At 39.2% G+C, this 17954-nt stretch carries 21 protein-coding genes and 2 pseudogenes; 2 read left to right on the forward strand and 21 right to left on the reverse strand.

Features of this window, described 5'->3' with window-relative positions:
• Window positions 1-3 precede the first annotated feature (3 nt).
• Window positions 4-1146, forward strand: coding sequence for an ABC transporter permease (locus NKF87_RS08810; RefSeq protein WP_117597796.1), 1143 nt, complete (start codon window positions 4-6; stop codon window positions 1144-1146).
• On the forward strand, window positions 1133-2290 hold the full coding sequence (locus tag NKF87_RS08815) for an ABC transporter permease (protein ID WP_117597795.1): 1158 nt from the start codon (window positions 1133-1135) through the stop codon (window positions 2288-2290). Before NKF87_RS08810 ends, NKF87_RS08815 begins: the two co-directional genes overlap by 14 nt.
• A 29-nt stretch (window positions 2291-2319) precedes the next feature.
• On the opposite strand, the gene NKF87_RS08820 is transcribed toward NKF87_RS08815, so the two are convergent.
• The 21 genes and pseudogenes from NKF87_RS08820 to NKF87_RS08915 form a co-directional block, all read right to left on the reverse strand.
• Window positions 2320-2841, reverse strand: coding sequence for a phosphatase PAP2 family protein (locus NKF87_RS08820; protein WP_117597794.1), 522 nt, complete (start codon window positions 2839-2841; stop codon window positions 2320-2322).
• 45 nt (window positions 2842-2886) lie between these two features.
• Window positions 2887-4233: an MATE family efflux transporter gene (locus tag NKF87_RS08825; protein ID WP_117597793.1), complete on the reverse strand. Its 1347-nt coding sequence runs from the start codon at window positions 4231-4233 to the stop codon at window positions 2887-2889.
• 71 nt (window positions 4234-4304) lie between these two features.
• The gene (locus NKF87_RS08830; RefSeq protein ID WP_006428884.1) at window positions 4305-4826 is read right to left on the reverse strand and encodes a hypothetical protein; all 522 of its coding nucleotides are present in this window, start codon (window positions 4824-4826) and stop codon (window positions 4305-4307) included.
• Between the two features lie 7 nt (window positions 4827-4833).
• On the reverse strand, window positions 4834-5001 hold the full coding sequence (locus NKF87_RS08835) for a hypothetical protein (RefSeq protein ID WP_330368907.1): 168 nt from the start codon (window positions 4999-5001) through the stop codon (window positions 4834-4836).
• Between the two features lie 855 nt (window positions 5002-5856).
• Window positions 5857-5985 carry a hypothetical protein gene (locus NKF87_RS14260; RefSeq protein ID WP_274600900.1) on the reverse strand — a complete coding sequence of 43 codons (129 nt, stop codon included), beginning with the start codon at window positions 5983-5985 and terminating at the stop codon, window positions 5857-5859.
• Between the two features lie 25 nt (window positions 5986-6010).
• A complete protein-coding gene (locus tag NKF87_RS08840; RefSeq protein WP_117597792.1) occupies window positions 6011-6277 on the reverse strand; it encodes a hypothetical protein in 267 nt (88 codons plus the stop codon).
• 238 nt (window positions 6278-6515) lie between these two features.
• Window positions 6516-6695: pseudogene (locus NKF87_RS08845) on the reverse strand (carboxymuconolactone decarboxylase family protein); the annotation flags it as partial.
• 15 nt (window positions 6696-6710) lie between these two features.
• Window positions 6711-7265, reverse strand: a complete 555-nt coding sequence (locus NKF87_RS08850) for a flavin reductase family protein (protein WP_117597791.1) — start codon at window positions 7263-7265, stop codon at window positions 6711-6713.
• A 20-nt stretch (window positions 7266-7285) separates the two neighbouring features.
• On the reverse strand, window positions 7286-7789 hold the full coding sequence (locus NKF87_RS08855; protein WP_021650495.1) for a flavodoxin: 504 nt from the start codon (window positions 7787-7789) through the stop codon (window positions 7286-7288).
• A gap of 128 nt (window positions 7790-7917) precedes the next feature.
• Window positions 7918-8919, reverse strand: coding sequence for an aldo/keto reductase (locus NKF87_RS08860; RefSeq protein ID WP_117597790.1), 1002 nt, complete (start codon window positions 8917-8919; stop codon window positions 7918-7920).
• A 108-nt stretch (window positions 8920-9027) separates the two neighbouring features.
• A complete protein-coding gene (locus NKF87_RS08865) occupies window positions 9028-9276 on the reverse strand; it encodes a flavodoxin (RefSeq protein WP_243187886.1) in 249 nt (82 codons plus the stop codon).
• A 66-nt stretch (window positions 9277-9342) separates the two neighbouring features.
• The gene (locus NKF87_RS08870; protein ID WP_215721249.1) at window positions 9343-10086 is read right to left on the reverse strand and encodes a hypothetical protein; all 744 of its coding nucleotides are present in this window, start codon (window positions 10084-10086) and stop codon (window positions 9343-9345) included.
• A 140-nt stretch (window positions 10087-10226) separates the two neighbouring features.
• Window positions 10227-10610 (reverse strand): DUF6262 family protein, encoded by a 384-nt coding sequence (locus NKF87_RS08875; protein WP_227597930.1) that lies wholly within the window; start codon window positions 10608-10610, stop codon window positions 10227-10229.
• Window positions 10585-11106, reverse strand: a pseudogene (locus NKF87_RS08880) (tyrosine-type recombinase/integrase); the annotation flags it as partial. The pseudogene NKF87_RS08880 and the gene NKF87_RS08875, both read right to left, overlap by 26 nt.
• Window positions 11100-11750: a hypothetical protein gene (locus tag NKF87_RS08885; protein ID WP_253584342.1), complete on the reverse strand. Its 651-nt coding sequence runs from the start codon at window positions 11748-11750 to the stop codon at window positions 11100-11102. The pseudogene NKF87_RS08880 and the gene NKF87_RS08885, both read right to left, overlap by 7 nt.
• Window positions 11751-11778: 28 nt before the next feature.
• On the reverse strand, window positions 11779-12903 hold the full coding sequence (locus NKF87_RS08890; RefSeq protein ID WP_006426957.1) for a tyrosine-type recombinase/integrase: 1125 nt from the start codon (window positions 12901-12903) through the stop codon (window positions 11779-11781).
• A 155-nt stretch (window positions 12904-13058) separates the two neighbouring features.
• Complete coding sequence (locus tag NKF87_RS08895; RefSeq protein WP_227597321.1) at window positions 13059-15026, reverse strand: ATP-dependent DNA helicase; 1968 nt, start codon at window positions 15024-15026, stop codon at window positions 13059-13061.
• Window positions 15027-15545: 519 nt separating this feature from the next.
• Window positions 15546-15980, reverse strand: a complete 435-nt coding sequence (locus NKF87_RS08900) for a helix-turn-helix transcriptional regulator (RefSeq protein ID WP_253583455.1) — start codon at window positions 15978-15980, stop codon at window positions 15546-15548.
• A gap of 326 nt (window positions 15981-16306) precedes the next feature.
• Window positions 16307-16933: a hypothetical protein gene (locus tag NKF87_RS08905; protein WP_253583456.1), complete on the reverse strand. Its 627-nt coding sequence runs from the start codon at window positions 16931-16933 to the stop codon at window positions 16307-16309.
• Window positions 16934-16955: 22 nt separating this feature from the next.
• Entirely contained in the window at window positions 16956-17300 is a 345-nt protein-coding gene (locus NKF87_RS08910; RefSeq protein WP_173699803.1) for a hypothetical protein, read from the reverse strand.
• An 18-nt stretch (window positions 17301-17318) separates the two neighbouring features.
• Window positions 17319-17945: a hypothetical protein gene (locus NKF87_RS08915; RefSeq protein ID WP_173699801.1), complete on the reverse strand. Its 627-nt coding sequence runs from the start codon at window positions 17943-17945 to the stop codon at window positions 17319-17321.
• Window positions 17946-17954: the final 9 nt, after the last annotated feature.

A 17954-nucleotide genomic window follows, 5' to 3' on the forward strand; every position in this document is an offset into this window, starting at 1 on the left:
TTTATGTTACATTTATTAAAATATCAGTTCTTACAGACAATACGTTCCCGCTCTATCATGTTCTGGGCTCTCGCATTTCCGCTCATCCTTGGAGCCCTGTTCTATGTGTCCTTTGGAAATACCGGTCTTGCAGGAACCGGAGAGACTGACTGGGAACCGGTTCCTGTTGCCATCGTCACAGTAGACAGCAGTTCCGCAAATGCAGCATCTTTCCTGACATTCCTGAATGAAACGGATCAGGACATGATCGATATCCATTCTTACAAGACAGAAAAAGCTGCCAAAAAAGCGCTCCGGCGGGAGGAAATATCCGGCATCTATTACGTGAAGTCGGTTTCTTCCCTTACCATTGCTTCCAATGGCATTAACCAGAGCATTCTGTCTTCCCTTCTGGACAGCTATGAAAAGAATGCTGACATGATCCGGGATATTGCCACACAGCATCCGGAAAAGCTTTCGGACGCCCTTGCCTCCCTGAACGACTATCAGACACTGGTGAAAGAAAAGTCCTTAGGCGGACATTCCTTAGATCCGACACTGACTTATTTTCTCGCACTAATCGCATTTGCCTGCTTAAGCGGAGTCTACTTAAGCATCCATTCCACGGTTCAGCTTCAGGCGAACTTAAGTGCACTCGGAGAACGGCGCAGCATCACACCGACCCACAAACTTTCCCTGATTCTCGGCGATCTGCTGGTACTGGAAAGTATTCATTTCGTCAACATCCTGATCCTGGAGCTTTACCTTACCCAGGTACTTCATATCAGCCTTGGGCATGACATTCCGAAACTTCTTCTCATTACATTTATGGGAACCCTGATCGGTATCTGTCTCGGAATCCTGATCGGATGCGCCGGCAAACTGTCCTACAGTGTCAAATCCGGAATCGGTGTCCTCGTTACACTGTTACCGAGTTTCCTTGCAGGCCTGATGTTCGGTGGAATGAAAAATGTGATCGAACAGCACTGCCCGGTCATCAATCGGATCAATCCTGCCAGTGTCTTAAGTGATGCATTCTACTGCCTCAGTGTCTATGATGATGCTGTCCGCTACCGCAGGTGTATCCTGATTCTTGTAATCATGTGCCTGCTTTGTATCAGCTTCTCATTTCTTATGATAAGGAGGGAACGTTATGACAGTATTTAAAGGATTTTTAATCATAACCAAACGCAATCTCCTGATGGTATTCATGTATCTGGCAATCTTCCTTACGATCGGAATCCTTGCCTCCGGCAGCGACAGCAATACTTCCGGCACCGGGTTCCATGCCCAAGCACTCACGGTAGGTGTGGTAGATCATGACGGAGGCGTGCTTTCCAAAGGACTTTCCACATATTTATCACAGTATCATACCATCAGGCAAATGCCGGATGACACTGCGAAACTCCAGGACGCACTCTTTAACCGGAATGTCTCTTATATCGTAACCATTCCGAAAGATTTTAAAGTCTCCTGTCTCCGTGAACATCAGGCATTGCCGGTATCCAAGATTCCGGGAAGCACAGACGGGTACTACGTCGATCAACAGATCAACACCTATCTGAATCAGGCACGTGTCCTGACAGACAGTGGTTATTCCGATAAAGAGGCAGCTGCATATATTCTGAAACATGCAGACAGTTCTTCTCATGTTACGATGTTAAAATCTGCTTCTTCTGAAAAGACGCCGGGTTATGGTTACATGTATCAGTATCTGCCATATGTGTTAATCTCCATACTGTGTTATGTAATGGGACTGATCATGATCGCATTCCATCAGCCGGATCTGCAAAAGCGAATCCTTTGCTCGGCTGTGTCCATCAGAAGCCAGAATCTGCAGCTTGCACTGGGATATCTGGCAGTCGGATGCTCCGTTTGGCTGCTCACAACATGGATCCCTGCTTTCTTCTTTTACCGGAAAGCATTTTTCCAGTCGTCAAAGATGCCATATTATATGCTCAACAGTCTGACCCTGCTTCTGGTCGGTCTTGCTCTTTCCTTCCTTCTTGGTACATTTATCACCAAAGAAGATATCCTGACCGCCCTCGTAAATGTTGTCACACTTGGCATGAGCTTCCTGTGCGGTGTATTCGTTCCACTTGATATCATGGGAAAAGGCGTGAAAACCGTGGCTCATTTTCTTCCGGTCTACTGGTATGAGATCAGTAACAATCTGCTGAATAACTCTGCTGTTCTCACTCAGGCACAGAGACAACTCTTATACCGCAACTATGGAATCCAGTTACTTTTTGCCGCTGCGATCTTCTGTATCGCACTGGTAGTCAGTAAAAGAGCAAGGCAGACAGCATAATGCTGCCTGCCCTGCTCTTTTTTCTATCTCTATTTTATCTTTTTCTTCTGTATCCATTCCACAATCTTATATCCCAGATATCCGGAAAGACTTCCGAATATCACGCCGCCGATAATATCAGTCGGATAATGCACATACAGGTACAATCTTGATAATGCGATCAGAACCGCAAGTACAAGAGCCGCTTTCCACATCTTCTTCTCTCCGGCAAGATACAATGCCGTAACCGAAGCAAATGAAGCCGCCGTGTGTCCCGACGGGAAAGAGTAATCCCGCGGCTTTGCGACCAGTAATTGTACTGCTGTATTGACATCGAATGGTCTGGTTCTTGCCACCAGATTCTTTATGAGCACATTGCAGAGCAGCACATCCACCAGCAATGCCGCCATCATGATCACCCCTGTCTTTCTTGTCTTCGGAATGATCAGTAATAATACCGTCAGAATGATCCATATGATTCCCGCATCTCCAAGTCTGGTAATGAGCGGAACAACCACATCTCCTATTGGCGTTCTTAAATTCTGGATCATATCAAGAATATGTATCTCCATCTATCTTATCCTCTCAAATTGATTTTTCTTATTTATATTTCCCCTCTATATTTTTCCATCTGTCTTTTCTGTCCTGAGTACCGGCATCCGGAATGTCTGGATCAAAAGCGGGATTACCATAATGAACCACACGATCGGTTCACAGATGATCACACCCGTATATCCAAGCCACGGAACCAGAGTGGCCGCGATCACGATCTTCCCTGCCATCTCAAGGCCGCTAGAGATCAGTGGTGTAATATGATCCCCTAATCCCTGCATCGCATTTCTTAAAATACAGATCAAGGTAGTCACAATATAAAACAGCGTATCAAACTTCAGATAATTTGTTGCATTTAAGATTACTGTCTTATTATAACTTCCGGTTACCAGATATACCAGCCATACTCCGATCGTATAACTTGCAATGATCGTAAGTCCTGACCAGATCGCAGTGTAGACAATCGCCAGCCAGATGCCTCTCTTCACACGGTCGATCTTCCCTGCTCCCATGTTCTGTCCACAGTAAGTTGCCATCGTCTGTCCGAATACACTGAACATGATCATGAATATCTCCGAGATCTTTCTCGCCGCTGTATGGGCAATGATAATGTCTTTTCCAAGCTTATTGATCGCCGTCTGTAATGTCAAAGTACCGATATTAACCAGAGAACTCATAAATCCCATCGACATTCCGGCACTTATCATCTCTTTTACCATGATTGGACTTGGATCTTTAAAATCCTCTTTCTGAAGCCTTAATATCTCATATTTTCTAATCATATAGATCCAGCAGATCACAAATGCAATGATCTGTGCCAGTACAGTTGCAATTGCTGCTCCTTTTACGCCAGTCTTCAATACCACAACGAAGAACAGATCCCCCACGATATTCAGTGCTACAGATATCGCCAGAATGATCAATGGTGTTACTGCATCTCCGATTGCACGAAGCGTCGCCGCACAGGCATCATATAAAAATGTTGCAAGCAGTCCTGCTATGATGATCGCGATATATCCTTTCGCCACTGGAACCAGATGCTTTGGCACATTTAAGAAATGTAAGATCGGTTTCAAAAATAGCAGTCCTGCTATCGTAAATAAAATGGATATTCCAGTCCCGATCACAAGCGACATTGCAAAGGACTTTTTCATATCTGCGATGTTCTTCGCACCAAATTTCTGTGCGGTAATAATCGCAAATCCGTTGGATAATCCCAGTAAAAATCCGATGATCAGACCGCTCAGTGTGCTGGTCGCACCTACTGCTGCCAGTGCATCTTCTCCCAGAAACGAGCCGACAATCCTGGTATCTACCAGACTGTAGGTCAGCTGTAATAAGTTTCCTAAAAATATCGGTAATGCGAAACTTAGTATCAGTGCCGAGGGCTTTCCCTTCGTTAAATCTTTCATTCTTTCTCAATGTCCTTCCTTTTTCAGTATGATTTTCTCTTTACAAGAAAACATGCACCGCTCATTATAGATCATACTTCCGAAGAGAGCAATCTCTGAAAGAATTTTTTCCGCTTTCTTTCTGTCACCGGACTTCCGCTGCGGATAACCTGTGAACGGATTCCGATGTTGGTCAATTCCTGCTGAAGCTTAACGGCTTTCTCCGCATCCATACCATCCCGGATCAGAAATGGTGCCATAGACAGGTCTTCCTTCGTTTCAAAATTATATTTTTTCGCAAGCTGTAAGAAGCCATTTCTCTGACCATAATATTCTACAATTCTCCCAAGTACAATGACCTGTCTGGATGGATAGCCGCACACCTCACATGTTTCTTCCAGTGGTGTGATCTCGTATTCTACTTCATAAAAATCAAACGCCTCTTTAAAATATTCCATGCCTTCTTCGTCCAGATTATCAAACAGTGTGGCTGGAAGGTTCGATACGATGCGGTTAGCCATCACTTTATCGAGGCCTGTCAGAAGCTGCAGATAAGCGGATATCTTCTGGTCTTTTCCGCTGCATTTTAATAAACGTATTTTATATGTTCTCATGTAATTTTTATCCTCTTTCTGTTTTCAGATATTTTTCGGTTATGCTCTGTTCTGACGCCATAATATCCTCTGGCGTGCCTGCTGCTACAATCGTTTCCCCGGCATCTCCACCTCCCGGGCCCATATCAATCATGTAATCTGCATTCTTCATCACATCCAGATCACGCTCGATCACAATGACAGGTGCTACATTTCGCTGTAGTTACCTATCATGTCCGGCTCTGCCTGAACCTCCATGAAAGTTGTTCTTTCGGGTGGGTGGGGTATTGCTTTTGGATGTATGTGAATATTTCTTGTTGGTTCATGGGGGATTCCTTCTTTTTGTCAATAAAATAATCTCCCCGTTGGACACATCACTTAAGTTTGTGAGAGGTGTGGGGAGATCTGGGTTTGTGGTTTTTTATGTTTTATGTACTGTATTTTTCAATATGTTACAAATACATTTAATTAAAAATAGTTCATTCCATTTATCTGCATAACCACACCAAAAGCAAATTTATTACGATCTGTATATCTGATATTCGGTACTTTTGTAACTCCTCTTTTCTCTTTTTCATAATTTTACAGAAACTGATTGTATTTCTCATTTATACGATAAAAATCCATATTTATCCTCCGCAGCAAAGCAAAACAGGGAGATATACACTTATCTCCCTGATAATTAACGGTTCGCATTCAAAGCTGCGAAGCACTTAAATTAAAGGTTCACATTCAAAGTAGTGAAGTACTTAAATTAAAGGCTTGCACTCAAAGTAGCAACGCACTTCAAATTGAACAAATCTCTTTGTTCAACTATATTATATTCAATTTCTGTAAAAAATCAATAAAATTTTTTCTTTATATTCGCTCTTTCCTGTCTGCAAGGCTATTATTTTTCAATCTCTTTTACATTTTTTATTCGTGCAAGACTCTTTTTCCAAATTTCGCCACTATAATAAACTTTTATATTATCTCCCGGCGATATAACTGAATAATCATATCTTTCTGGCCAATAACAGATTATTTCTTCTTGTATATCTGTTTCTAGTATTTAAAACTGCTCATTTTTTTCGATAACGACTCCTTCAACAAATGAACTTTTTCTTTGAACTGCCACACAAAAAACAACACTACATAATAATATTGCAATGGATATACCGACGATAATTCTTTTTTTCATTCTATTGCTCCGCTTTATTATTGAATCATTTTTTATTTGTGCTTTTTATTTCCGCTACCAGTTCTTCATACTTACGTTCGTCAATAATATATTTCCGTTTAATCAGTATGTACGCAGTTCCTATAGAAATTACCGGAACAGCTACAACTCCAAGACGCAATATAAATCTTTGTCCGGCATCTGCTGTCTGGATAAATTTATCTGCCTGTACAATTACATTTTCCGAAGTAAGTTCTCCTATACCGGCTTTTATTTCTAATCCAGATATTTTCTGACTGATTGCATAGAACATGCCTTTGTTAATCCAGAAAAATGTGTCTCCACAATTCTATCCATTTGACTGACAATCTCTGCAAACGGCAAATTCAAATCAAGCATCTTAACACTTATCCGACTACCATGCATCTGATATACATTGTCCGGTTGGATTTCTTCTTCCGTCTTCGCGTAAAGAAGCATCCCTGAAACTGTATTCTCTTTTTCTCCAAATTGATAGCTGCGGTTTTTTACATAGGTAAAAATCTGATACAAGATGTATTAATCATTCCTAAAGCGATAAGTGCTGTGACTGTTATAATACATCTTGTCTTTACATCAATATCCTGATTATTCCAGTTTTCTCCAAACAAAACATCATCATTAAAATGTGCAAACTGTGGTGCAAATTCATTCAGTGCGTTTCTTCCTGCTGTCTGTACAATTTTTTTCACTTTAATCACCTGTCCTTATTTTAACTTTGCTCCATCCTTAAAAGCATTTCCCACACGTTCTCCAAGTCTGTAATATCCGTGATGTACCGGATCATATGTAATTGGTGTAAACTTACTAAGATCAATTTCTCCGTCATCACCGAGATATTTCTCATCTGCACTTACATTTTTAATTTCCGCAAGATACTTGCTGCCATCAATGACTTTTACAAGTTCACACTCAAGAGTCAATGGAAGTTCATTGATGATTGGTGCATTTACAAATTCACCTTTCGTTGTAGTAAAGCCTGCTTTTTTCATCTTATCTGCTTCTTTATTTGCAGAAACAATTCCCACATAATCGCAGGCAACCAGATGTTCAAGATCTGCCACCCCTACTGTAAAAGCCTTATTTTTTATAATATTGTCTGTTGTCTTATGGGCAGACAAATCTACAATAATCTCATTTGCACCTACAATTCCGCCCCATGCAGCGTTCATTGCATTTGCCTTTCCATTTTCATCATAGCTTCCCAGAATCATAACCGGCTGTGGATATAAAAATGGCTTTGCTCCAAAATTTTTTCTCATTGTTTTATCTCTCCTTATGGTTATTTGTTTATATCAGTATTTATCTGCCCAATCCATTCTGTAATCACCTCTTCTGAAGTTTCCAGATGATCTTTTCCTTTGGAATCAAACTGAATCTGCATTTCATGTGCAAAGGCAGCTCCTTTGCAATTTTCCTCCATATCTTTTATAACATGCCCCGGCCATCCACCATTTGTCATAAATGGAATCACTGTCTTTCCTGTAAAATCATTTGTTGTCAAAAATGTAAGCACTGCAGGTGCCATCGTATACCACCACGTTGGAGTTCCGATAGCAATCACATCATAATCAGCAAGATTTACAGATATCGGATTGATCTGAGGCATAAAGCCTGCCTCTACCTCTCTTTTTCCCTGTTCAACCACATCTTCATGACTGCCGCTGTATGGCTCTGTTGTTTCGATTCTCGCAATATCTGCACCTGTCCCATTAGTCAGCTGCTCTGCAATTCTTTTCGTGTTTCCATTTGACCAGGAATAATATACAACTAACATTTTCTTCATTATCTCTATTCTCCTTTACTTATTTTAGTCCCTGTAAACAGATAGATATAACCCACCATGACTACCGCTAAGAAAACCACTATTACCACGATGGTTATCTTTTTCCTTGTTTTCATTGCTCACCTCTTTTATTTCTTCTGTATTTTTGAGCCTCCAAACACCTGCGACATCGGAATATGGGCAAGCATCTCATCAATAGATTTTACTTCATCCTGAGTCAGCTTTATATCTGCTGATTCCATATTTTCTTCCAGTCTATTTACTTTTCTTGTTCCCGGAATTGGTACGATATATGGTTTCTTTGCAAGCATCCAGGCAAGAGAAATCTGTGCAGGCGTGGCATTTTTTTCTTCTGCAATCACTTTCATCCAGGACATAAATTCATTATTTTCCTTTAATCCTTCTTCTGTAAACTGTGGCATTGCGCTTCGATAATCTCCCGGCTTTTCAAATTCCCCATGGGAATGATATGCTGCTGTCAGTAATCCATTTGCAAGCGGCGAAAATGCAACAAATCCTATTTTCAATTCTTCAAGCACCGGGAATAATTTCTCATAATCCCTGTACATCATGGAATATCTATTCTGAATCGCTGTAACCGGGCATACTTTATGTGCACGTCGAATAATCTCTTCACTGGCTTCTGATAATCCCCAGTGTGTGATTTTTCCCTGCTCCATTAACTCCTTCATAGCTCCTGCCGTCTCTTCAATCGGTACAGTCATGTCAATACGATGAATATAATACAAATCAAGATGGTCTGTGTTAAGTCTCATTAAAGATCCCTCAATCGATGCCTTAATCGTCTCCGGTCGTCCATCAGGAATCAAAGGTTTATTTACAGTTGTTGCAGTTTCATCAAAACGTATCCCACACTTTGATGCAAGGACAATTTTGTTTCTATATGGCCTTAACACTTCCCCAAGCAGTTTTTCATTGTGATGAGGGTCTTCTGTTGTTCCGTATATCTCTGCCGTATCAAAAAATGTGCAGCCTTCATCAATCGCTTTTTCAATCAATTCTTCTGCTTCTTTCTGTGTTGAAACAGTTCCATATGCATGACTCATTCCCATACATCCAAATCCGATTTCTGATACTTCTAAGTCTCTTCCTAAAATTCTTATTTCCATCTTTATCTTCCTTTTCTATATTTCAAACTTTACTGTAAGTATAAAAAAAAGAGACTCCGGACAGAAGTCTCTCTTTGTTACGATTCCTCCAAATATTTTTATATTCTTTTATAATCCAAGACTGTCTATCCATGAACTGATATCTGATTCAGACGCTCCACCATGGAATCGTTCCCCTTCTTTCCAGTCACCTGTTCCTGTCATCTCTTCCAGAAGATTACCGCTGTCACCGATTCCCGAGGTCGCTGCTGTACAGAATGGGATGACTGTTTTTCCTGTAAAGTCATTCTCTTTTACAAAGTTATCTACTGGCCATGCTGCAATTCCCCACCAGATAGGATAGTAAAATGTAGCCAGTTCCCCTCATGCGTTGATTTTACTGGGTTTAACTGTATACAAAACTGTGTTTACTGTTACTATCTTTCATTCTTTTCCAAAATAGCTTTGAAGCATAGGCCACATTATTTTCATATATGACACAAAGCTCAGCTCTACTTGTGCTTCATTAAACCATCCAACCATAAAGCTATTTATCTCTTCAAATAATACTTTTGAAAGTTTCTGAATAATAATTGTGTTATCCACTTCTTCAGTATAATCTTTCGTATACATTTTACATATAGAACGCACTCCAAAATAATTATATAGCACACCTACCGTTGTTTTTAATGCTTCAATATCTCTTGGAAAATCTGTTCTATTCATCATATTCACTACTAATTGATGTCTTGAGTTTAGGTAATTCCTAACTGTACTATTACCTATTTCAACATCAACTGTAAATGAAAAATCTTGAGTTTGTATACTATCTGCTCCTAACATTATCATCAATTCAACTTGTGCTGCATGATATTCTGTATAACCAGACAAAGCCATATATTTCCAAGAATCTTGCTTTGCATACATTTCCGTATCTAAAATATGCGTAAATTCATGAAACACAATATACCTTGGTATTTCCGAACTTTTGCATATCCTTAATATATGTTCATCTGTTTTCGTATTATAGTAAGCTTGGGCGGCTGAAGCGAATCCTGCTGCATCGCTTTCCTCAACATTAATTTCAAAAAAATCTATCTTATACTGTGGTAATTTCTCAATTTCCATAAACTCAATATATTCTTTTTCATATTCTTTAATTAAATTTTTAATTTGTATTTCTGTCATATTGTTTTATACCTCATATCAAAGTTAGCATTTCACTTTTAGTATACCATAAAACAATCCCATTCTCATTCTATATGTTTTATCCTCAACGATGAAAAGATGTGTCTACACACATCTCTTCCATCTCATTATTTTCAATGTTATAAGTTCTTAATAAAATTCAAATCCTGTTTCCATAATGCCTTCTGTAACTTTTCGTTCTTTCTCTTCAGTTCCTTATTTTCTCTGGTTAGAGCTGCTACCTTCTGGTTCAGCAGTTCAATCTGTTTTTCCATCGCCATGTTCAGAATTTCTCTTCTTGGATCTATCATTCCGGCCTGTTGCTCTACTGCTTGGTTCAATGTATCTCGGACGGTTGGATTTTTATAAAAGAATCCTCTCGACAATCCGGTTTTCTTCATCAGCTTTGGAACACTGATACGTTCTTTATTTGCCAGCATATCTTGTATTGCTTGCAATGCCAGTTCAATTTTCTCTTTACTTTTTCTCTGATTTTCCTCAATCATCTTGTCGTATTTGCTCATATTCTTCACCCCATCCTGCCAGACTCATATATATGATGTCACTCATCATCTGTCTTACTTCTCTGGTTTCGTCTGCCATTCTTTGATTGCTCATTTTCCGGTAATGCTGTACATTATTCAGTCTTTTATGCCCCAATAGTCTCGCTATCGTCCAGTCATCCAGATGCATTTCTGTAAGTTTGACGCCATAGTAGTGCCGGAACATGTGCGTTCCAAACCCGAATAATTCGCCATGATCATCTTTCAACTGCTTTTCCTGTATCATGGACATGACTTTTGTTTTTATAGCCATATACTGCATCGGGCGGTCAGGTTCTTTTTCATTAACAAATATGTATTCTGTATCACCGAACTTTTCCTGTGTATATTCAATAGAACTCTGTAACAGTTTTGCAAGTTCTTTACTGATCGGTTTTTTATATCTTTTAGTTTTAACTTGATATATTTCAATCATATCTTGGCCATTTTCTCTCGTCAGACAATCTGGTCTCAGTGTAAAATACTTCGTTGACTCGTTTCGGGAAAATTCTTTAAAATAGTTTCCACTTGTTCCATTTCCAGCAATCCAATATCCGTAATATTTAACTGAACACAAGAATCATAAAGAAGTTTTAAGGATTTTAACCTGACATTTCTATAAGCCTTAGACATTGAAGTATTTGCAATGATACGACTCAACGTATAAAAAATTTGTTTCTTTAAAACTTCTGAACAATTTTGTGTAAAATCCCACACCAATAGGTTTGTTTTATAAGAAGTTTCAAAGGTCTCAGCTATTTCCTTTTCCGGATAATACTTCAGAAAATAAATTTTATTTTGATATTTCCATTCATATATCCGCTTTCCATTTAGCGTCTGCATCTGTTGATAGATATGTTGTTGTTTTACCGTATCATATATTTTCAAATAGAAAGATACAATTTGTGATCGTATCTGTCCTCTTAAATATTGTTCATACGAATTTCGCAAAGGATAATCCATTTCTTCCAGATGCCAGATTTTTCTATCTGCCAAGAACTTTTTCAATTTGTTAATTCTTGAATCGCTTTTTATTCCAAGTGCATCAATTTCTGAATATAGTTCCTGCTTTTTCTTCTCAATATCTACTTCAGATTCTGTTATGTGTTCTGCCTGTTGCAATAAATATATAGGTATTTCTCACACCTCCCTACTCCAGCAGACGTTCCGCCCCATAAATAGCAGTGTGTTGTGCATAAAACTCATTACTTGCTTCTATCAGTTCATCATCCAGCCAGTCCAGATACTTTATAGTCGTATCCAAATGTTTATGCCCCAATGCCTGACTGATCATTTCCAGTTCCCATCCTGCCTGCTTTCGCATATTTGCAAAATAGTGACGTAACATGTGGGGTGTGATTTTAACTCCGGTTTTCTTTTCCATTCGGTCCAACATATCATATACACTGTCCACTCTTAATGGCTTTCCAATGTTCTCACCCATGATATTCACAAACAGGTAATCCTGATGTTGCAGGATTTTCCGATATTTTGCCAGATAATCCATGAGAAATTCAAACGTATCATTACTTATCTTGGCACTTCTGTATTCCGCATTTTTGGCTCTCGCTTCATTTTCATTATCTTCCCGGAAGCATACCCTTATCATGTGATTCCTATAATCAATATCTTTGACATATTTTACTCCCAGTAGTTCCCCAATTCTGTATCCGGTTTCTGCTAACATAAGTAACAGAAGCTGATCTCTTCGGTTCGTACAGGCCTGTAAAATTGTAATAATCTGATTTTCTTTTGCTGTTCTCCCACGATGTTCCTCTTCCTTCAGATAGGCTTTAAAAGAATGATTCCGCAGTACCTTTTTTACTCCCACCTGATTAACCGCTATAATCTGGTTATACGATAAGGTTTTGAGACTTCCGTACTGTTCATATTCTGCCTCTATAAATAAATAGAACCTGAACACATCTTTTAAGTATGCGTTGCAGGTTCCTTCATTCGGACACTTCTTTTCTCCAGCCGTTTGCTCTGTATGGTTTCCGGCTTTAAGCCAGTATAAAAATTCCACAAAGTGTTCTGTCTGTTTTTCATAATCTAACTGATAGACTTCTGTGAGTTCCATTTCTTTCTCTGCCATATATTTCATATAATAGCAGATTGAAAATGCTGTGCGTTTCACTGTATTTGGTGAACGTTTACATTTAATCTTATGCATTAGATATTTACTTGGCAGTTCTTCAATACTCATTGTTTCCAGATTTCTGATGAAAAAATATTTTTCTGTTCCATCTTTTATCGTTTCCACCTTGTATATCATAAGCTGCCTCCTTTCCTCTAACGCTATACACAGTATACCCACTTCATGCCGAAATAGCTATTCATCAATACCAACAATCCCACCGAAAACGCCCTTGAAATACCACCAAACTTTTCGTGCAAAATCTGCTTTTCCTGTAGCAGAACCACGAACGGTTACAGGTAGTATTCCACGCCTTTCCGGTTTCGGATAAAGTGCTGGATATCCTTGATGTCTTTTGCCATCTTGCAGCTTGGAAGCGCACACATCACTTCCTCATGATACCTGCCGCCTTCTCCTGCACGCTCGTCTAAAATGGACACGACACAAGTATCTGTCTCGGTGCGGAGCGCCCGTCCGAATCCCTGTCTTAGTTTTTTCTGCATGTCTGGAACAATCACTGCCTGAATATAATCTTTCAGACCGGCATATTCCTTCTTCTGTGCTTCGCTGATGGGATCTGGAACAGCGAAGGGCAGTCTTACAATGATCAGCGAAGATACCATATCTCCGGGGAAGTCTACTCCTTCCCAGCAGGAGCCAGCTGCAAAAAGGACAGCATTGTCCATCTGTTTAAATCTTGTGATCTCTTCCGGGGAATGTCTCCACACCTCTATCATCGGGAATGGAATTTCATCCCTTAACATCTGGTAAATGTTTCCCATCAAATGATAAGATGTGAACAGCACCAGCGTATGTCCGTAAGTCGAACAGATCAGCGAATGAATATGACCTGCTATCATCTCTGCCTCTTCCTGACTTCCTCTTCTGTATTTTTTCAAATTCTTGGGCAGATATAACAGACAGTTCTTCTGATATTCAAACGGGGAGTCTGCCACATATTCCCGGACTCTCCGCATCCTCTGTAATCCTGTCATTTTCCGAATGTGGGAAAATCCCTGTCCGGTTTTTAAAGTTCCGCTTGTAAGAATCGCTCCCATACCTCTGCTCCATAACATCTGGTCCAGGTACTGCGGAATCCGTCTGCTGGATGCACACAATATAATCCGGTGGTCATGGTCCTGCTTCAGATGCAGCACATACTTTTTATCCTGATGGAAAAAGCATTCCAGCACACTTCTGGTTTCTTCCAGCTTGTTTCTGATCCACTTTGGAATCTTCTTTTCTAATTTTTCTATGATCTTATTCATGGTCTGTATCCCCTCATATAAATACATTGCACACTCTTCTGTCATGTGAAATTCTTCTTTTATCCCATATCTGGTTCTGTGGTTTTCTCCTATAATGTCCAGCACCATCCGGATCGTGCCGGACAATTTCCTTATCTCCGGTCCTTGGTACTCTTTCCCTAGATAAAAGCATATTTCCCGGATATCGTCATAACACAGGCTCTTCCCGAACATCTGCTTTGCCGCATCCGGCAGTTTGTGTGCTTCATCTACAATCAATGCCCTGTAATCTTTCAATAACGGGCGGTAATCCTGCAGTCTGTGATAACCATCAGCCAGCAGATAATTGTGATTACAGATCTGAATGAACATTTCATTATCTCTGGAACGCTCCAGATACTGCTGATACCTGCACGAACCTCTTTTCGGGCAGTCTCCCGAACAGAACTTCGGTACACTCACCATCCTTCTGTCAAACCCACTTAAGTTGGACACTTCGTCCATATCATAATGTTCTTTCAACGACAGCAGAGCTTCTTTCTGCAACGCATTTTTGTTTTTCTCTTCGATTGCAACGATTCGTTGCTCCAACCTCTCATCGCAGACAAAATGCTCTTTCCCTTTTCGTATCACAGCTTTAATGGGGGCCTGAATCGTCCCGTTCTCCTGAAGAATCCGGGAGAGAAAAGGGATATATTCTGTAAGAATTGCTTTCTGGAGTGCAATGCTGGAAGTGGATATCACGACCGGACGCTGCTCATAAGGGGAACATCCTTCTGCAAGGAGGGAATATTTTCTCATCAGAACACAGGCCACCAGATAAGCATACGTCTTGCCGATACCGACACCTGCGTCACACAGTGCTATGTTTCTTCCCAGCAGGTTATCCAGCATTTCGTGGCATAACATAATCTGTTCTTCCCTTACTGCCATTCCATGTTCCGGGAACAGCACACGAAAGATTGTATCAATTTCACGATGTGCTCTTTTTAAATATTCTTTTGTGTAATACATAATTTGTTACCTGATATGCGTGCTGATACCACATCAATACGGCTGTAAAGGATTACTCCCTACAGCCGCATGTATCTGATATCAACGACACATTCTTCCTTGATTTCTTATACTTTTGTTTTTTGGCGTTGTATTTGTCCTCGACTCCCCCCACTGCCTTACGGGAACATTACAGGCGGATGCTTGGCATTGCACCGCTCATGGATTTTCTAAAGGTCTTGCTGATTACAACCCAAAGTCCATCCTCTGCTCACTGGCAGTTCCTATGTATCATTATCCCCTCGTAAGTGATCCTCGCAAAAGACCGCCACGGTCCTGTTTCAGTTAAAGGTGATTCGCTCGAAACAAAAACACCAGCAAAGAATTTTTTTATATTCTTTCCTGTTATTTTCATCTGTCCTCGCGCCTTCCTGACACGCTTCTACTTACGGGAACGTACCTGTAATGCTGGTATAGGATTGTCAAAGTACACTGGCAAAATTTACCTGCCTATTAAATAGCCGACGAAAAATGCTGTTATTATTCAATTTTCAACAAATTTTTTAATTTATTTCTTAAACGGTTTCTTTTGGTATAAACGGTCTGTTCTGCCATTCCCATAATTTGGGCAATCTCTCTTCCTGAATATCCCCATGTACTAAGCAAAAGTATCTCTAATATCTGATGTTCTGTGCCCTTTAATAATTCATAGATCCGTCGGTCTCCAATGTTGTCTAAAAGTTCTCGGATGTCCTGTGCAAACCGTCCTCTGTCCCTTTGTTTTATGGAATCCATATCCTGCATCATTTCATCCAGATGTTCCCGGTATCTGCGCTCTTCCAGAAAATCTTCCCTGTCCATCTGGCGCAACTTTCGGATCTTCTCTTCTTCCATTCCCAGTTCACGCAGTTTCTTTTCTTCCTGTTTTTTCCAATAATTCCACTTTCGTTCTTCACTTGTCTTGTTATAAGCCATTTATCTTTCCTCCGATCTGATTTTTCGTATAGAGATCAAATCGGAGCATGGCGGTGACCGGATATGTACGTTATAATGTTTGAAAAATATCAAAGAAAAAAATGCTGCAACCTCTTCGATTACAGCACTTTTTTCTCTCTTATGTGAATATTTCTTGTTGGTTCATAGGAGATTCCTTCTTTTCCTCATAATGAATAAAAGTCTCTTGTCATCCATTACTTATTATAATTTTTCTACTATTACAATAGCTTTTTTAACAAATTTTCTTGTCTTGGAGTTTAAAAGAAAGCTACCAGTTTTTTCTTCTGATAGCTTTCCATTCCTTCTTATTCTGTTGGAAACATTGCTGCTTCCAGCTTACTCATCTCTGTATCCGAAAGACCATATTTTCCTGAATTATCTTTTTCCACGGATACTTTTACAGTAACAGCTTTCCCATAACTGTTCTTTTCAAGACTCTTCTGGACACTTTCTGTTAATACAGCTGCAAAGACTTCCGGATCATTTCCATCCAGTCCCTGCTTTATTTTTTCATTGCTTACCTCTGTAGAGCTTTGTTGCAATGTCTGAAATACATTGGATGGTTCAACTTGTACACTTACTGTATAGACTCCATCCTCTTCTTTCACATCCTGTACTTTATATTTTGCCAGTTTCTTTACTTCTGTCAGTTTTTCCGCATAATCAGCAATTCCTTTGTCTGTAATGTTATCGGAATCATCAAATTGCTGTTGGATGCTCTCATTAAAATCCTCTTCGATTTCTTTCTTGGCATCTTTTTCCGAGATTTCTAACAGATTCGCATAGTCCTTATATTCTCCATGATAGTATGCATCAAGAGAACTTTGGACGTAGGATTTGGCATCGAAGTCTGGTTGTTTTGAACAAGCACTAAATCCAGTACATAACAATACTGTCTCCAAAATCATTATATATTTTTGTAATTTTTTCATTTTGGTATCTATCCTCATACTTTTACTTTACGAAAAAATCCACAAATTTTCCAGCTTTTGATGGCAATTTAAATTTATATTCTTGCCCTTCATAATTGAAAGAAAACTTTCCACCAAATAATCCGGCTTTCCCTTGGATATTTTTCATATTTGGAATATAAATTTTCGCTAATCGTTCGCCATAAGAATTATCAATATTGGCTCGATAAATATATAAAACATCCTCATATATGCATAACAAAACTAATCCTCTTATGCTTCCAAACATTCCACCTATTATATTTTTTAATGATGCATATATATATATTTCTCTGGAATCAATAATACCTTTGCTTTTTAATTTTTTTACACATTCTTCTACTTGCATTTTCTTATATACCTGAGTTTAAATAATGTTTCTATATGGCAACTTTTCTACTTTATGTTTTTGTATTTCTCTCTCACATATTTCATGAAGTCTCTCATAATCATTTGAGTCCTCGCAAATTTTTTCAAACCATCCTTCTACTCCTCTATCTTTATTTCTAAAAAAAGGATGATTTTTATCCTTTTGCACATTATTCCAAATATATTCGAGGATATCGTCAAGTATTTTCTTTTCTCCATACCATCCACAAACCAGAGCAATATCTTTATATTCTTCAAATGATTTTCTTCTTGGATTACTTAAAAAGAACTTATAGCCTTCTATAATTTTATCTATTGAGACATCGCCTTTAAGTGGAATCAACAATTTATTTTTTAACCTTTCTGCTGAAAACATATAACGTTCTTCATGTTTTTCTAACTCTATTGTTTCACTAGTACACTCTAATGATGTTGTAATGCTAGAATATTCTCTGCATAAATTATGTACATAAAAAACCGGTGTGTAATATGTATTTCTAATTACTTTTAGATAGATTCCTGTTATCAATGGACCCAATCTATTATCCATTTCAAGTAATCGAGTCTTTTTTAATTCTGGAAAAAGTTGCTCCCAATCATTTGTTATCTGTTTTTTTGTTACCATCTTTTATCC

This window comes from Dorea longicatena (assembly GCF_024168045.1).
GTDB lineage: Bacteria > Bacillota > Clostridia > Lachnospirales > Lachnospiraceae > Dorea_A.

Excerpts from the sequence above, each read along its gene's own strand:
- NKF87_RS08810 (WP_117597796.1), top strand. The coding sequence starts at position 4 with ATGTTACATTTATTAAAATATCAGTTCTTACAGACAATACGTTCCCGC.
- NKF87_RS08815 (WP_117597795.1), top strand. The coding sequence starts at position 1,133 with ATGACAGTATTTAAAGGATTTTTAATCATAACCAAACGCAATCTCCTG.
- NKF87_RS08820 (WP_117597794.1), bottom strand. The coding sequence starts at position 2,841 with ATGGAGATACATATTCTTGATATGATCCAGAATTTAAGAACGCCAATA.
- NKF87_RS08825 (WP_117597793.1), bottom strand. The coding sequence starts at position 4,233 with ATGAAAGATTTAACGAAGGGAAAGCCCTCGGCACTGATACTAAGTTTC.
- NKF87_RS08830 (WP_006428884.1), bottom strand. The coding sequence starts at position 4,826 with ATGAGAACATATAAAATACGTTTATTAAAATGCAGCGGAAAAGACCAG.
- NKF87_RS14260 (WP_274600900.1), bottom strand. The coding sequence starts at position 5,985 with ATGAAAAAAAGAATTATCGTCGGTATATCCATTGCAATATTATTATGT.
- NKF87_RS08840 (WP_117597792.1), bottom strand. The coding sequence starts at position 6,277 with ATGTTCTATGCAATCAGTCAGAAAATATCTGGATTAGAAATAAAAGCC.
- NKF87_RS08850 (WP_117597791.1), bottom strand. The coding sequence starts at position 7,265 with ATGAGAAAAAATTTTGGAGCAAAGCCATTTTTATATCCACAGCCGGTT.
- NKF87_RS08855 (WP_021650495.1), bottom strand. The coding sequence starts at position 7,789 with ATGAAGAAAATGTTAGTTGTATATTATTCCTGGTCAAATGGAAACACG.
- NKF87_RS08860 (WP_117597790.1), bottom strand. The coding sequence starts at position 8,919 with ATGGAAATAAGAATTTTAGGAAGAGACTTAGAAGTATCAGAAATCGGA.
- NKF87_RS08870 (WP_215721249.1), bottom strand. The coding sequence starts at position 10,086 with ATGACAGAAATACAAATTAAAAATTTAATTAAAGAATATGAAAAAGAA.
- NKF87_RS08875 (WP_227597930.1), bottom strand. The coding sequence starts at position 10,610 with ATGAGCAAATACGACAAGATGATTGAGGAAAATCAGAGAAAAAGTAAA.
- NKF87_RS08890 (WP_006426957.1), bottom strand. The coding sequence starts at position 12,903 with ATGATATACAAGGTGGAAACGATAAAAGATGGAACAGAAAAATATTTT.
- NKF87_RS08895 (WP_227597321.1), bottom strand. The coding sequence starts at position 15,026 with ATGTATTACACAAAAGAATATTTAAAAAGAGCACATCGTGAAATTGAT.
- NKF87_RS08900 (WP_253583455.1), bottom strand. The coding sequence starts at position 15,980 with ATGGCTTATAACAAGACAAGTGAAGAACGAAAGTGGAATTATTGGAAA.
- NKF87_RS08905 (WP_253583456.1), bottom strand. The coding sequence starts at position 16,933 with ATGAAAAAATTACAAAAATATATAATGATTTTGGAGACAGTATTGTTA.
- NKF87_RS08910 (WP_173699803.1), bottom strand. The coding sequence starts at position 17,300 with ATGCAAGTAGAAGAATGTGTAAAAAAATTAAAAAGCAAAGGTATTATT.
- NKF87_RS08915 (WP_173699801.1), bottom strand. The coding sequence starts at position 17,945 with ATGGTAACAAAAAAACAGATAACAAATGATTGGGAGCAACTTTTTCCA.